The following is a 14107-nucleotide window of genomic DNA, read 5'->3' as shown; positions in this document are numbered from 1 at the left end:
TGCTCGAACTCAGGCAGGCCGGCATCCCGACCGCGCTCGTCACGATGTCCCGTCGCCGGATGGCGGTGGATGTCGCGGAAGCTCTCGCGGCGGCGCTCGGCGTCCCGGGCTTCGACCTCGTGGTTGCGGGCGACGACGTCGCGAACGCCAAGCCGCATCCCGAGCCCTACCTCACCGCGGCCGCACAGCTCGGCGTCGACATCACGGCGTGCGTCGCGCTCGAGGACTCCGAGCCCGGGGTCGCGTCGGCTGTCGCGTCCGGCGCGACGGTGTTCGCCCTGCCGCTGCACATCCCGCTGCCGCCCAGCCCGGCGTACCGCCTGCGCGACACCCTCGAGGGGCTCACCCTCGCCGAGCTGGGGGAGGCCCTGCCGTGAACGCACCTACGCCCGACTCGCTGTTCCGCCTCGGTGACCGCGTGCAGCTCACCGGTCCGAAGGGGCGTCTGCACACCGTGACCCTCGTGGCCGGCGGCGGGCTGCACACGCACCGCGGCGTGTTGTGGCACGAGGCGATCGTCGGACAGCCGGAGGGCTCCGTGCTGCCCGCCTCGAACGGCGACCAGTACCTCGCCCTGCGGCCGCTGCTCGCCGACTACGTCATGTCGATGCCACGCGGTGCCGCGATCATCTACCCGAAGGATGCGGCGCAGATCCTGGCCCTCGCCGACATCCATCCCGGCGCGACCGTCGTCGAGGCGGGTGTCGGTTCGGGCGCACTGTCCCTCTGGCTGCTGCGCGCCTTGGGGTCGACCGGCTCGCTGCTGTCGTTCGAGCGCCGCGAGGAGTTCGCCGAGATCGCACGCGGCAACGTCGCGGGATTCCTCGGCGAGGTGCCGTCCAACTGGGAGATCGCTCTGGGCGACCTCGCCGACGAGCTGCCGGCCCGCGGGGTTCGCGCCGACCGCGTGATCCTCGACATGCTCGCCCCCTGGGAGTGCCTCCCCGCGGTGAGCGAGGCGCTCGTTCCCGGCGGCGTGCTGCTCTGCTACGTCGCGACCGTCACCCAGCTCTCCCGTGTCGCCGAGGCGATCCGCGCCTCGGGCCTGTACACGCAGCCCGACTCGACCGAGACCATCGTGCGCGGCTGGCACGTCGAGGGTCTCGCGGTGCGGCCCGACCACCGCATGGTCGGGCACACCGGGTTCCTGCTCACCGCGCGCCGTCTCGCTCCCGGCGCCGTGCTGCCGGCACCCGCGCGACGCGCGTCGAAGGCGGAGTACGACGACGCCGACGTCGAAGCCTGGACGCCCGGCGCCGTCGGCGAGCACGTCAAGAGCGACAAGCGGATGCGGCGCGTCGTCCGCGACGCGCGCGCGATCGCGGACGGGACCGGAGCAGCCACACGGGACGATGCAGGCGCCGGCGAGAAGTAGAGTGTCTGTCGTGCGTCGTCGTTCCCCCCTTGCAAGGCCGCTGACGGCCGTCCTCGCCGCCGCGCTCGTCGCGGGCACCCTGGCCGGCTGCACGGGCGGCCCGTTCGGCGGCGGATGCACGCCCGCCTACCAGCCGGGTGATGCCTCGACGGCGGTGTCGGTGAGCGGCGAGGTGGGCGACACGCCCGCCGTCGAGATGCCGACCCCGCTCATCGCGACGGAGCCCGAGCGCTCGGTCACGGCCGAAGGCGAAGGCGAGCCCATCCCGGCCGGCGCGACCGTGCTCGCCTCTTACGTCTATTACGAGGGCGCGACCGGCGCCTCGGTCAACGAGTCGAGCGCGCTGTACAGCGCGAGCGACCGCAGCCTCGCGATCGGCGAGGCGCTCGTCTGCGCGACCGCCGGCTCCCGTCTCGTCGTCACGGGCCCCGCCGAGCAGCTCGTCGCCGACTACCCGGGCGAGACCGCGACCCTCGTCGCGGTGATCGACATCGTCGAGGTGTTCCTCGGCAAGGCGAACGGCGTGAACCAGCTGCCGCTCGACGGCATGCCCACGGTCGTCACGGCCGTCGACGGCACCCCCGGCCTCGCCCTGGGCTACCAGGCCGACATCACCGAGCCCCGCACGGCGACCATCAAGGCCGGCTCGGGGGCGGTCGTGGCCGACGACGCCACCGTGGTCTTCCACGCCCGCTCGTTCACCTGGTCGTCGCCGACGTCGGCGGACGCCTCGGTCGGCGACATCGACTCGTGGACCCGCGGCACGCCCTACGTCCTCGCACCGACGCTCGAGACGATGGGCGAGGAAGTGCTCGTCGACGCTCTCCTCGGCGCCAAGGTCGGCTCCCAGATTCTCGTGGTCATCCCGGATGCCGACGGTGCGGGTGGCGCCACGGCGTACGTCTTCGACATCCTCGGCGTCACCGCCGGCGAGTAGGGTCACGGTCGGCATGACGCAGGCTGCCGTACCCGTCGAGGAGCGGCTCTTCAGCCTCGTCCTCGCCCTGCTCGCGACCGAGACGGGGCTCACGAAGAACGAGATCCTCTCGACGGTCCAGGGCTACCACCAGCGCTTCAAGAGCGGCGGCGACAACGCCAACCTCGAGCGGCAGTTCGAGCGCGACAAGGACGACATCCGCGACCTCGGCGTTCCGCTCGAGACGCTCGACTCGCCCGGCGACGCCGGCAACAACCAGACGCTGCGCTATCGCATCCCGAAGGGTGCCTACGAGCTGCCGCAGGACATCGTGTTCACTCCGGAGGAGACGGCGCTGCTCAACCTCGCCGCGACGGTCTGGCGCGAGGGCTCGCTGTCCGGGGAGTCGCGTCGCGCGCTGCTCAAGCTGCGCTCGCTCGGGGTGACGGCCGACGAGCCCGTGCTCGGCTACGCTCCGCGCATCCGGCTGCGTGACGCCGCGTTCGACCCGCTCGACGCGGCCATCCGCAAGGGCGTGCGCGTGCGCTTCCCGTATCTCAAGCCGGGCGAGGAGCGCGCCTCCGAGCGTCACGTCCTCCCGCTCGCCCTCGTGCAGTACCAGGGTCGTTGGCACCTGTCGGCGCTCAGCGAGAAGGGCGACCGGCGCACCTATCTGCTGAGGCGTATCGTCGGGCCCGTGGCCACCGGTCGCGCCGCCGAGGTGCCCGAGGGAGACCATCCGGCGGAGGCCCTCGCCGACCTCCAGGAGGTGTGGGAGCGCAGCATCGCCGAGCTGCGCGTGAGACCGGAGTCGGATGCCGCCACGCGTCTCGCGAACCGCGGTGCCGAGGTCGAGGGGGACCGCGTGGTGCTCCACTTCGTCGACGTCAACATCCTCGCCGATGAGTTGAGCGGCTTCGGACCCGAGGTCTTCGTCGTCGCGCCGACCGAACTGCGTGACGCCGTCGTCGCCCGCCTGAACGGGGTGATCGCCGCACATGGCCACGCCTAAGCCGCAGCCCTTCCAGGCGCGCGACAAGCTCGCGTTCCTGCTCTCGCTCGTGCCGTACCTCATGGACCGTGACCGCACTCCGGTCGCGGAAGCGGCCGCGCACTTCGCGGTCGGCGCCGACCAGATCCGGGAAGCCGTCCAGCTGATCGCGGTGAGCGGGCTTCCCGGAGAGACGGCGGCTTATCAGCACGACGACCTGTTCGACATCGACTGGGACGCATTCGAGCAGGACGACGAGATCGTGCTCACCAACCGCGTCGCGATCGACGACTCGCCTCGACTCTCCGCGCGCGAAGCGGCGGCGCTCATCATGGGACTCGAGTATCTGTCCGCCCTCCCGGAGTACGCCGACCGCTCCTCGATCGCGAGTCTCAAGGCGAAGCTGTCGCTCGGTGCCTCCGGGCCGGTGGCGCCCGTCGGCGTCGGTGGAGCGGAGGCACGCGAGACGATGGGGGCGACGCTGCAGCTCATCCGCGAGTCGGTCGACAAGGGGCTCCAGCTCGAGTTCGGCTACCTCACGGCGGCCGGGGAGCGCGAACGTCGACGCGTCGACGCACTGCAGGTGGAGTCGCTCGACGCCGACTGGTACCTGCGCGGCTGGTGCCATCTCCGCGAAGCGGTGCGCACCTTCCGTCTCGACCGCATCTCCGACGCCGTCGTGACCGACGAGGTCGTCGAGCATCGCGGCAGCGAGGTGCGGCTGCCGGATCTCTTCGAGCCCTCACCCGACGACCTCGAGGTCGTCATCGACGTCGAGCCCTCGGCGATGCCGCTGCTCGCCGACTTCATCCCCGACGGTGCGCGTACGTCCGACGACGGCGTCCGCATGCGCACGACGCTGCGGGTGTCGCACTTCCACGGACTCAAGCGGCTCGTCGCCGGCATGCCGGGTGTCGTCACGGTCGTCGAGCCCGCCGAGGCCCGGGAGGCCGTCGCGGCGTGGGCCTCCGAGGCGGCGGCCCAGTACCACCGGGGATAGACTGGCCCCACCCGCCGAAACGAGGAGATCGCGTGTTCACCCTCTTCTTCATGAACCAGCCCTGGGCCTGGATCGTCATCCTCGCCGTCGTGCTGCTTCTGTTCGGCGCCACGCGCCTTCCCGCCCTCTCGCGCAGCCTCGGCCAGTCGATCAAGTCCTTCCGGTCGGAGATGAAGGACGACGGCCAGGCGACGGAGCCGGCGACGTCCGACGCCACCAAGCCCCAGCCCTCGACGAACGACGCTGCGAAGCCCGACGCCGACAAGGTCTAGCCGCATGGCCGCACAGCGGTCACGCGGTCGCAATCCCGAAGGGCGCATGAGCCTCGGCCAGCATCTCGTCGAGCTGCGCAAGCGCCTCATGTTCGCCGCGCTCGGCATCATCGTCGGTGCGGCCGGGGGATGGTGGCTCTCCGAGTACGTCTGGGACCTGCTCCGCGAACCCATCCTCGCCGTCGCCGAGAACCACGACGCCGTCATCAACTACGACGCCATCACGGGTGCCTTCGGCGTGCGCATGCAACTCGCGCTCGTGCTCGGCATCGTCATCGCGAGCCCGATCTGGCTGTACCAGGTCTTCGCCTTCGTCACCCCGGCGATGAAGGCTCGCGAGAAGCGCTACGTCTTCGGGTTCTTCTTCACCGCCGTGCCGATGTTCCTCGGCGGCTGCCTCGTCGGGTGGCTCATCTTCCCCCGCATCGTGGAGTTCATGGCGGGCTTCGTGCCGCCCGAGGACGCGAGCTTCTACAACGCGTCGTACTACCTCGACTTCGTGCTCAAGCTCGTGCTGGCCACGGGGATCGGGTTCGTCACGCCCGTCTTCTTGACGATCCTCAACTTCGCGGGTGTCGTGCGCGGCATGACGATCCTCAAGGCCTGGCGCTGGGGCATCCTGTTCGCCGTCGTCTTCGCGGCCCTCGCCACCCCGGCGACCGACGTGCTCGCGATGGCCCTCGTGGCCGGGCCGCTCGTCGTGCTCTACTTCCTCACCGCCGGCATCGCCGTCTGGCACGACCGCATCGCCGACCGGCGCCTCGCCGCGTCGCTCGTCTCGTGAGCGACGCACTGTCGCCCGCGGAGCGCTACGCGGCCGCGAAGGCGAAACGCGGCACCCCGCGTCTCCAGGAGTTCCGCGACAAGCTCGCGTTCGACCTCGATCCCTTCCAGTACGACGCGTGCCAGGCGCTCGAGGCCGGTCGCAGCGTCCTCGTGGCGGCGCCGACGGGTGCGGGCAAGACGATCGTCGCGGAGTTCGCCGTGCACCTCGCCCTCGCCGATCCACGAGCGAAGGTCTTCTACACGACGCCCATGAAGGCGCTCAGCAACCAGAAGTTCTCGGAGCTTACGGCCGAGCACGGCGCCGCCCGGGTCGGACTGCTGACCGGCGACAGCAACATCAACAGCTCGGCCCGAGTCGTCGTGATGACGACCGAGGTGCTGCGCAACATGCTCTACGCCGACAGCCCGCTGCTGCGCGATCTGCGGTACGTCGTCATGGACGAGGTGCACTACCTCGCCGACCGGTTCCGCGGCGCCGTCTGGGAAGAGGTCATCATCCACCTTCCCCAGGAGGTGCGGATGGTCTCGCTCTCGGCGACCGTGTCGAACGCCGAGGAGTTCGGCGACTGGCTGCAGGCGGTGCGCGGCGACACCGACGTCATCGTGTCGGAGGAGCGCCCCGTGCCGCTCGAGCAGCACGTGCTCGTGCGGTCCCGGCTGCTCGACCTGTTCGAAGGTGCGGCGCTCGGAGACGGGGCCGACTCGTCGCGAGTCAATCCCGAGCTCTCGCGGCTCACGGCCGGCTCCGACCGCGTCGACTCGTGGCGACGCGGGGGAGGACGACCCGGCAAAGGCAAGCGCCGCGAGGCGGAGCGCACCGTCTCGCGCGGCGACGGCCGAGGCGGTGCGCACGGCTCCGGCGGGCTCAGCGGTGATCGCCTGTTCGGCGATCGCATGGGTCGGGCGGATGTCGTCAAGCTCCTGCGGTCGCGCAACCTGCTGCCGGCGATCTTCTTCGTCTTCAGTCGCGTCGGGTGCGACGCCGCGGTCGAGCAGGTCGCGCGCAGCGACATCCGGCTCACCGAAGCCTGGGAGCGCGACGAGATCCGCTCGATCGTCGAGGAACGCTGCCGGGCGATCCCCGACGCCGACCTCGCCGTGCTCGGCTACTGGGGCTGGCTCGACGCACTCGAGCGGGGCATCGCCGCCCACCACGCCGGGATGCTGCCGATCTTCAAGGAGGTCGTAGAAGAGCTCTTCCAGCGCAAACTCCTCAAGGTCGTCTTCGCGACCGAGACCCTCGCGCTCGGCGTCAACATGCCCGCGCGCACCGTCGTCATCGAGAAGCTCGAGAAGTTCAACGGCGAAGCCCGCGTGCCGATCACGCCGGGGGAGTACACCCAGCTCACGGGGCGCGCCGGGCGGCGCGGCATCGACGTCGAAGGTCACGCCGTCATCCAATGGGCCGGCGGGGTCGACCCGCGCGCCGTCGCATCCCTCGCCTCGCGGCGCACCTACCCGCTGCACTCGAGCTTCCGCCCGACCTACAACATGGCGGTGAACCTCATCCAGCAGTTCGGGCGCGACCGCACCCGCGAGATCCTCGAGCTCTCGTTCGCGCAGTTCCAGGCCGACCGGGCCGTCGTCGACCTCGCGCGCCGCGTGCGCAAGCAGGAGGAAGCGCTCGGCGGCTACGAGCAGGCGATGACGTGCCACCTCGGCGACTTCCGCGCCTACTCGTCGCTGCGGCGCGAGTTGAGCGATCTGGAGCGCAAGAACGCCCGCGCCGAGGGACGAGGCCCTGGGCAGCAGGAGAGCCGCGGCGAGCGCGAACGACGGCAGCGCCAGATCGCCGACCTGCGCAAGCGGATGAAGCAGCACCCCTGCCACGCCTGCTCCGACCGCGAGGGTCACGCCCGGTGGGCCGAGCGGTGGTGGCGGCTCACGCGCGAGACCGACCAGCTGAGGTCGCAGATCTCGGGTCGCACCGGTGCGGTCGCGCAGGTCTTCGACCGCGTGACCGACGTGCTCCGCGAGCTCGGCTACGTCGCCGGTGACGACGAGTTGCAGGTGACCCCGCCGGGTCGGGTCCTCATGCGCATCTACGGTGAGCGCGACCTGCTGGTCTCCGAGTGCCTGCGACGCGGCATCTGGGACGACCTCGACGCCCCGCAGCTCGCCGCACTCGCGAGCAGCCTCGTCTACGAGCCGCGACGCGAAGGAGCCGACCTCGGCGAACGCGGGCTGCCGCGCGGCGCGTTCCGGGCGGCGCTGGAAGCGACGGAGGCGGTCTGGGAGGAGCTCTCCGCCCTCGAGCTGCAGCACCGCCTCCCCGAGGGCCATCCGCCGTCGCCCGGGCTCGCTCTCGCGACGCAGAAGTGGGCACAGGGCGCCGCGCTCGACGTCGTGCTGAAGGACGCCGAGCTCGCCGCGGGCGACTTCGTGCGCTGGATGAAGCAGGCGGTCGACCTGCTCGATCAGCTGTCGATCGTCGCCGACGGGCCGCTCGGACGTCGCGCGCGGCAGGCGATCGACGGCATCCGGCGCGGGATCGTCGCGTACTCGGGGGTGTCGTGATGGCTCCCGGGGTGAGGGGTTTCGAGACGCGTCCGCCGGCGGCGGGCGCTCCTCAACCCGCGGTGCTGGGGCTGCTGCCGGCGGTGTTGGCGGCGGCGATCGCGGGGCTCGTGCTCGATCTGGCGTTCCCCGACACGGGCTGGTGGTTCGCGGCGTTCCCCGCGATCGTGCTCGTGCTCATCGCCCTGCAGGGTCGCCGCGTCGGCGGAGCGGTGCTCGTCGGGCTCGTCTTCGGCGCGACGTTCTACTGGCCGCACATCGAGTGGGCGTCCGAGTTCCTCGGACTCGTGCCCTGGTCGGCCCTGGCCGCCGTGATGACCCTGTGGAACGGCGCGGCCGGTGCGCTCATCGCGCTCGCCTACCGATGGCTGCCCCGCGTCTGGGGAGGCGCGGCGGGCCGACTGCTGCTGCTGCCCGCCGTCGTCGCCGGAATCTGGACCGCCCGCGAAGCGGCCGCGAGCGTCTGGCCCTACGGCGGCTTCTCGTGGGGCCGTGTCGCGTTCTCGCAGTCCGACAGCCCGCTCTCCCCGCTGTTCGCGTGGCTCGGCGTCTCCGGGGTGTCGTTCGCGATGGTGTTCGTCGCCGCGCTCCTGGTCGCGGCGGTGGCCGAGGGCATCCGGATGCCGCATCGCGCGGTCGGTCTCGCCGCACTGGTCACCCTCGCCGCGCTCGTGCTCGTCTCGGTGCCGCCGTGGACCTCGCTGCCGGGGACGGCGCCCGCCGACGCCCCGACGCTGCGAGTCGGTGCCGTGCAGGGAGCGACGAAGGCGGGCTACTTCGACCCGCCGGACGAGTTCGGCGACAACCTTCTCGGACAGGTCGAGGCGACCCTTCCCGTGCTCGACGAGGACGTCGATGTCATCGTCTGGCCGGAGGGCGCGTCCGACGCCGACCCGCTGCGGTACGCCTGGGCGGCCGAGCTGTGGGACGAGGTGTCGGCGCGCGCGGGCGCGCCGATCGTCGGGGGCACGATCACGACGCGTCAGCTCGACAAGGTCGACGAGAACGGCGACCCCGAACCGGAGTACTTCAACACCGTGCTGCTCTGGGAGTCCGGAGTGGGGCCGACGGACTACTACGACAAGAAGCATCCCGTGCCGTTCGGCGAGTACGTGCCCGACCGGGCATTCTGGCGCCAGTTCGCACCCGACCTCATCGACCTGATCCAGCGCGAGTACACGCCGGGCACGACGGATGCCGTGTTCGATCTCGGCGACGGGGTGATCGTCGGCAACGCGATCTGCTTCGACATCGTGGACGACCAACTGCTGACCGAGATCGTCGAGCAGGGCGGCCAGATCGTCTTCGCCGAGACGAACAACGCGGACTTCGGCCGCACCGACGAGAGCGTGCAGCAGCTGGCGATCGCTCGCATCCGCGCCATCGAGACGGCTCGCACCGTCGTCAACGTGTCGACCGTCGGCACGAGTGCGATCGTGCTGCCCGACGGCGCCATCCAGCAGCAGTTGCCATGGTACGAGCCGGGCGTCATGGTCGCAGATGTGCCCCTTCTGACGACCGTCACGCCCGCCGTGCTGATCGGGCGTCAGCTCGAGTGGCTGGCCTGCGCGCTCGGGCTCGGCGGTCTCGTCGTCGCGGGGATCACCGGGCGCACGCAGACGGGCGCCCGCCGAAGCGGACGCCCGTGAGGTTCTGCGGAGGTTAGGCCGACTTCTTCGCGGCCTTCGCCGCCTCTTCGCCGCGGCGGGCCCGGAGCAGCTGGAGGCGCTCCTCGAGAAGCTCTTCGAGCTCGGCGCGGGTACGGCGCTCGAGCAGCATGTCCCAGTGGGTGCGCACGGCCTTGGCCTCGACGACCTCGGTCTCGACAAGAGAGCCGTCCTCGGCGACGAGACGACCTTCCTGACCGGTGCGCGGCGACTCCCACACCTCGGGGATCTCGGCATCGGACGCGAACGTCACCTCGAAGGTCGAGCCGTCCGCCGTGCGGTACGTGCTGCGTCGGCGCGAGACGAACTCGACGCCCTCCTCGCTCTGGAGGCTCTGCGATCCGAGTCGCATGCCCCGGAGGTTCCGTTCTGCCATCGTGTGGCCCCAATCTTGCTTGTAGCGGTGCTGCCGTACTTCGTGGCGGTGCTGGGTGAGCACCTCAGGTATAACGACAGGGTGGCGTCCCCCATGCCCCCGCACGCGCGTTCCCAGTGCTTTCACAGCGGTTACCGGGGGGATGGGTAGCGGGTGGCGAGGCGACCTCAGGAACGCCGCGCGAGAACCTCCATCGCGAGGTCCGCGCGGTCGGTGACGAGGCCGTCGACCCCGAGGTCGAGGAGCCGTTCCATCGTCGGCTCGTCGTTGATCGTCCAGGCGTGCACCTCGACCTCCGCGGCGTGGAACGCGGCGATCGTGCGCGGCGTCATCGTCGCCATCCGCAGGATCGAGAGCGGGAGTTGCACGGCCTGCACATCGCGGAGGATCCGGCGCAGCGTGCGGAGGCCACCCGCGCTGCGAGCCGCACTCACGGCCGCGACGGCGCCGCGTGACGACACCGAGGTCGCGACGCCGGGAAGCTGCCGCACCACCGCCCGTCGGCGCTCGGGGCTGAACGATCCGATGAGCACCCGCCCCGTCGCGCCCGCATCCCGGATCGCCGCGACGGTCGGGGCGATCGCGTCCGACGACTTGATGTCGATGTTGAACCGCGTCTCGGGGAAGGCGTCGAGCGCGTCGGCGAGCGAGCAGAAGCCCTGTCCCTCGCCGAGCCGGATCCGACGCAGTTCGTGGGACGTGAGTTGCCCGACCCGCACCTTGCGACCGGCGAGCCGCGTCAGGTCGGGGTCGTGGCTCACCATCGACACACCGTCGGCGGAGCCGTGCACGTCGGTCTCGACGTGCGTCACACCGAGGGCGACCGCCTTGGCGAACGCGAGAAGGGTGTTCTCGGGCGCGTCGAGCGCGAACCCCCGGTGCGCGAGCACCCGCGGGGGAGCGGGGGTGAAGTAGGTCGGCGTTCCCTGGTCGCGTCGCGTCTTACTTGGAGGGGTCACGAGGTGCGAAGAAGCCTTCACCGATCCCCTTGAGCGCCTCGGTGAGTTCGCTCGGGATGATCCACAGCTTGTTGCTGTCGCCCTCCGCGATCTTCGGCAGCGTCTGGAGGTACTGGTAGGCGAGCAGCTTGCTGTCGGGATTACCGACGTGGATGGCGTTGAAGACGGTCTGGATGGCCTCGGCCTCACCCTGCGCGCGCAGCACCTGAGCCTTGGCGTCACCCTCGGCCTCGAGGATGCTCGCCTGCCGCGAGCCCTCGGCCTGGAGGATCGCCGCCTGCTTCGTGCCCTCGGCGGTGAGGATCTGCGCGCGACGGTCACGCTCGGCGCGCATCTGCTTCTCCATCGAGTCCTGGATGCTCACGGGCGGATCGATGGCCTTGAGCTCCACGCGACCGACTCGGATACCCCACTTGCCCGTCGACTCGTCGAGCACGACGCGGAGCTGACCGTTGATGTTGTCGCGCGAGGTCAGGGCCTCCTCGAGGTTGAGGCCACCGACGACGTTGCGGAGGGTCGTCGTGGTGAGCTGCTCGACCGCCCCGAGGTAGTTGGCGATCTCGTAGGTCGCCGCGCGCGCGTCGTTCACCTGGAAGAAGACGACGGTGTCGATCGAGACGACGAGGTTGTCTTCGGTGATGACGGGCTGCGGCGGGAACGAGACGACCTGCTCGCGCATGTCGACGAGGGGGCGCAGCCGGTCGATGAAGGGAACCAGGATGTTGAGGCCCGGGTTGAGCGTCTTGTGGTAGCGGCCGAGGCGCTCCACGATGCCGGCGTACGCCTGCGGAATGATGCGGATCGAGCGGGCGATAATCGTGAACACGAAGATCACGACGATCGCGACGACGATCCACAGGATCACCGTGTTGAACATGGCGGCGTCGGTCATGAGGTGGATCCTTACTTCTCGGCGGCGGGCTTCTCGACCGCGGGCCTGGGAGCGGGAACGACCACGGCGGTCGCCCCGTCGATCTTCTGCACGACGACGCGCGAGCCTTCGGCGAGTTCGCCGGAGGCGTGGTCGTCGCCGAGACGGGCGGTCCAGGTTTCGCCGTTCGCGAGCTTGACCTGCCCGCGGTGGTCGGCGAACTCCTTGGTCACGGTGCCGGTGAGTCCGAGAACGGCGTCGATGTTGCTCGGCGTCGGGTCGCCGCCTTTACGGAAGGCTCTCAACAGCGAGGGCCGCACGAGGAAGATCAACAGCAACGCGAGCACGCCCGCGACGATGATCTGGGCCCAGAGCGGGGCGTTGAGGAAGCCGGCGACCAGACCGCCGAGGCTGCCGCCCGCGAGCATGAGGAACGTGAAGTCGAGGGTGAAGACCTCGATGATCACGAACACGAGGATGAGGGCCAGCCAGAGGACCCAGCCCCATTCGACCAGGAGATCCATGACCCGAACCTAGCAGAGCCGATAGTCTCGGGGACCGTGAGCACCGAGTCTTCAGCCCCCGTTCTCCCCGCCGGTTCCCTCGCCGGGACGCGCGCCCTCGTCACGGGTTCGTCGCGCGGCATCGGCGCCGACACCGCGAAGTACCTGGCCGCCGCGGGTGCCAAGGTCGCGATCAACTTCCGCAACAAGGAGGCGCGCGCGCTCAAGCTCATCGCCGAGATCGAAGCCGCGGGAGGCGAAGCGATCCCGGTCGGCGGAGACCTGACCGACCCCGTGTCGGTCGCCGCGATGTTCCAGACCGTCGCCGACGCGTGGGGCGGCCTCGACCTCCTCGTGCTCAACGCGTCGGGCGGCATGGAGGGCGGCATGGAGGCGGACTACGCCATGAAGCTGAACCGCGACGCGCAGGTCAACGCGCTCGAGACGGCGCTCCCGCTGCTCGCCGACGGTTCACGCATCGTGTTCGTCACGAGCCACCAGGCCCACTTCATCAACACCGTGCCGACGATGCCCGAATACGTGCAGGTCGCGAAGAGCAAACGCGCCGGCGAGGACGCCCTGCGTGCGCACATCCCCGCGCTTGACGCCGCCGGCATCGGCTTCGTCGTCGTGTCGGGGGACATGATCGAGGGCACGATCACTGCGACACTGCTCGACCGGGCACGTCCGGGCGCGATCGAGGCGCGCCGCGAGGATGCCGGGAAGCTCTACACGGTGTCCGAGTTCGCCGCCGAGGTGGCACGTGCGGCAGTCGATCCGCTGCCCGAGGACCGCACGCGGTACGTCGGCGACGTGAGCGGCTTCGTGAACCACAAGCCGACCCGCGAGTGACCTTCCGCGCGACGGCGCGGGTTCTGCTGTTCGACGAGGCCGATCGCGTGCTGATGTTCCTCAATCGCGGCAAGGATCACGGCGTCCCGCCCCGCTGGATCACGCCCGGCGGCGGAGTCGACCCGGGGGAGGACTTCGACGCGGCGGCGCGCCGCGAGACGTTCGAAGAGACCGGGTTGCACCTCGCATCCCTCCCGCCCGCGTTCCTCGAGGAGGACTTCGACCCCGACCAGCGCTGGCACGCCTACACGACGGGGCGGTGGGCCTGGTATGCCGTACGCGTGGAGCACTTCGACCCCTCGCCCGACGGCTGGACCGAGGACGAGCAGGTCGATGTCGCGGAGTGGCGGTGGATGAGCTCCGACGAACTCGCGAGCGACGAGTTCGAGTGCGAGCCGGCGCACCTGCCCGAGCTCGTGCGGGCGAACACACCGCGGCGCTGACACCGTCAGCTTACGCTGTACACAATGCGGGCGAACTGACCCACCTTCCCGGCGGCGACGAGCCGCAGCCGATCCGACTCGAGTCGTCGGGTGAAGAGCGGGGCGCCGCCGGTGAGCGCCACGGGTGCGATCGAGATCGCGATCTCGTCGAGCGCTCCCGCGTCGAGGAACTGTCCGGCGAGCTCGCCGCCGCCGACGATCCAGACGTCGCCGTCGCCCGCCGCCTCACGGATCGCCGGTAGCACGTCGGCCACGTCGCCCGCGACGAATCGGATGTCGGCGCCTTCGGGCACGGGGAGTTCGCGGGTCGTGAAGACGAACGTGGGGCGGTCACCGTGGAACTCCCGCCACTTCTCGGGATGCGCCAGGATGTCGGACTCGGCGAGCACCCACTCGTACGTCGTCGAGCCCTCGACCATCACCGTCGCGGTCGTCGGGAAGAGGCCGTCATCGGGCTGCTCTCCGCCCTCGACCGCGAACAGCCAAGCGAGAGAGTTGTGCTCGTCGGCGATCCAGCCGTTGATCGTCGTCGCGGTGTCGAAGAGGAACTTTCCCATGTGGTGAGGCTAGATCCGGCCC

At 70.4% G+C, this 14107-nt stretch carries 16 protein-coding genes; 11 read left to right on the top strand and 5 right to left on the bottom strand.

Annotated features, from left to right (window positions below; translation table 11 throughout):
• The 9 genes from ACO1X9_RS10090 to lnt all read left to right on the top strand — a co-directional run.
• Positions 1-377: HAD family hydrolase (locus ACO1X9_RS10090; RefSeq protein WP_486350702.1), on the top strand; the 377-nt coding region annotated here is incomplete at its 5' end.
• Positions 374-1375 carry a tRNA (adenine-N1)-methyltransferase gene (locus ACO1X9_RS10085; protein ID WP_486350701.1) on the top strand — a complete coding sequence of 334 codons (1002 nt, stop codon included), beginning with the start codon at positions 374-376 and terminating at the stop codon, positions 1373-1375. The genes ACO1X9_RS10090 and ACO1X9_RS10085, both read left to right, overlap by 4 nt.
• Positions 1376-1385: 10 nt before the next feature.
• The gene (locus ACO1X9_RS10080; protein ID WP_486350700.1) at positions 1386-2312 is read left to right on the top strand and encodes a hypothetical protein; all 927 of its coding nucleotides are present in this window, start codon (positions 1386-1388) and stop codon (positions 2310-2312) included.
• A gap of 13 nt (positions 2313-2325) precedes the next feature.
• Positions 2326-3303, top strand: coding sequence for a helix-turn-helix transcriptional regulator (locus ACO1X9_RS10075; RefSeq protein ID WP_486350699.1), 978 nt, complete (start codon positions 2326-2328; stop codon positions 3301-3303).
• Positions 3290-4282: a helix-turn-helix transcriptional regulator gene (locus ACO1X9_RS10070; RefSeq protein WP_486350698.1), complete on the top strand. Its 993-nt coding sequence runs from the start codon at positions 3290-3292 to the stop codon at positions 4280-4282. Before ACO1X9_RS10075 ends, ACO1X9_RS10070 begins: the two co-directional genes overlap by 14 nt.
• A gap of 32 nt (positions 4283-4314) precedes the next feature.
• Positions 4315-4554 carry a twin-arginine translocase TatA/TatE family subunit gene (gene tatA, locus ACO1X9_RS10065; RefSeq protein WP_486350697.1) on the top strand — a complete coding sequence of 80 codons (240 nt, stop codon included), beginning with the start codon at positions 4315-4317 and terminating at the stop codon, positions 4552-4554.
• A gap of 4 nt (positions 4555-4558) precedes the next feature.
• Positions 4559-5338 carry a twin-arginine translocase subunit TatC gene (tatC, locus tag ACO1X9_RS10060; protein WP_486350696.1) on the top strand — a complete coding sequence of 260 codons (780 nt, stop codon included), beginning with the start codon at positions 4559-4561 and terminating at the stop codon, positions 5336-5338.
• Positions 5335-7857 carry a DEAD/DEAH box helicase gene (locus ACO1X9_RS10055; protein ID WP_486350695.1) on the top strand — a complete coding sequence of 841 codons (2523 nt, stop codon included), beginning with the start codon at positions 5335-5337 and terminating at the stop codon, positions 7855-7857. The genes tatC and ACO1X9_RS10055 overlap by 4 nt, the downstream gene beginning before the upstream one ends.
• Before the next feature lie 11 nt (positions 7858-7868).
• The gene (lnt, locus tag ACO1X9_RS10050) at positions 7869-9506 is read left to right on the top strand and encodes an apolipoprotein N-acyltransferase (RefSeq protein ID WP_486350694.1); all 1638 of its coding nucleotides are present in this window, start codon (positions 7869-7871) and stop codon (positions 9504-9506) included.
• 13 nt (positions 9507-9519) lie between these two features.
• Here lnt and ACO1X9_RS10045 read toward each other — a convergent pair whose 3' ends face one another.
• From ACO1X9_RS10045 to ACO1X9_RS10030, 4 genes are all read right to left on the bottom strand, one after another.
• Positions 9520-9900, bottom strand: coding sequence for an RNA polymerase-binding protein RbpA (locus tag ACO1X9_RS10045; protein ID WP_486350693.1), 381 nt, complete (start codon positions 9898-9900; stop codon positions 9520-9522).
• A 167-nt stretch (positions 9901-10067) separates the two neighbouring features.
• Complete coding sequence (locus tag ACO1X9_RS10040; protein WP_486350692.1) at positions 10068-10859, bottom strand: glycerophosphodiester phosphodiesterase family protein; 792 nt, start codon at positions 10857-10859, stop codon at positions 10068-10070.
• A complete protein-coding gene (locus ACO1X9_RS10035; RefSeq protein WP_486350691.1) occupies positions 10843-11751 on the bottom strand; it encodes an SPFH domain-containing protein in 909 nt (302 codons plus the stop codon). Before ACO1X9_RS10035 ends, ACO1X9_RS10040 begins: the two co-directional genes overlap by 17 nt.
• A gap of 11 nt (positions 11752-11762) precedes the next feature.
• Positions 11763-12254 (bottom strand): NfeD family protein, encoded by a 492-nt coding sequence (locus ACO1X9_RS10030; protein ID WP_486350690.1) that lies wholly within the window; start codon positions 12252-12254, stop codon positions 11763-11765.
• Between the two features lie 36 nt (positions 12255-12290).
• Between ACO1X9_RS10030 and ACO1X9_RS10025 the strand changes: the two genes are divergently transcribed.
• Together ACO1X9_RS10025 and ACO1X9_RS10020 are read left to right on the top strand one after the other, a co-directional pair.
• Entirely contained in the window at positions 12291-13085 is a 795-nt protein-coding gene (locus ACO1X9_RS10025) for an SDR family oxidoreductase (protein WP_486350689.1), read from the top strand.
• The gene (locus ACO1X9_RS10020) at positions 13082-13528 is read left to right on the top strand and encodes an NUDIX hydrolase (protein WP_486350688.1); all 447 of its coding nucleotides are present in this window, start codon (positions 13082-13084) and stop codon (positions 13526-13528) included. The genes ACO1X9_RS10025 and ACO1X9_RS10020 overlap by 4 nt, the downstream gene beginning before the upstream one ends.
• A 5-nt stretch (positions 13529-13533) precedes the next feature.
• On the opposite strand, the gene ACO1X9_RS10015 is transcribed toward ACO1X9_RS10020, so the two are convergent.
• Positions 13534-14085 (bottom strand): dihydrofolate reductase family protein, encoded by a 552-nt coding sequence (locus ACO1X9_RS10015; protein WP_486350687.1) that lies wholly within the window; start codon positions 14083-14085, stop codon positions 13534-13536.
• Positions 14086-14107: the final 22 nt, after the last annotated feature.

The organism is Pseudolysinimonas sp., from assembly GCF_057350545.1.
The sequence above is the reverse complement of the archived record's forward strand: the minus strand, read 5'-3'. Positions and strand labels throughout refer to the sequence as shown.

What these genes read in the sequence shown, in the direction of transcription:
- ACO1X9_RS10070 (WP_486350698.1), top strand. Translation starts at nt 3,290, where the DNA reads ATGGCCACGCCTAAGCCGCAGCCCTTCCAGGCGCGCGACAAGCTCGCG.
- ACO1X9_RS10075 (WP_486350699.1), top strand. Translation starts at nt 2,326, where the DNA reads ATGACGCAGGCTGCCGTACCCGTCGAGGAGCGGCTCTTCAGCCTCGTC.
- tatC (WP_486350696.1), top strand. Translation starts at nt 4,559, where the DNA reads ATGGCCGCACAGCGGTCACGCGGTCGCAATCCCGAAGGGCGCATGAGC.
- ACO1X9_RS10015 (WP_486350687.1), bottom strand. Translation starts at nt 14,085, where the DNA reads ATGGGAAAGTTCCTCTTCGACACCGCGACGACGATCAACGGCTGGATC.
- ACO1X9_RS10030 (WP_486350690.1), bottom strand. Translation starts at nt 12,254, where the DNA reads ATGGATCTCCTGGTCGAATGGGGCTGGGTCCTCTGGCTGGCCCTCATC.
- ACO1X9_RS10035 (WP_486350691.1), bottom strand. Translation starts at nt 11,751, where the DNA reads ATGACCGACGCCGCCATGTTCAACACGGTGATCCTGTGGATCGTCGTC.
- ACO1X9_RS10045 (WP_486350693.1), bottom strand. Translation starts at nt 9,900, where the DNA reads ATGGCAGAACGGAACCTCCGGGGCATGCGACTCGGATCGCAGAGCCTC.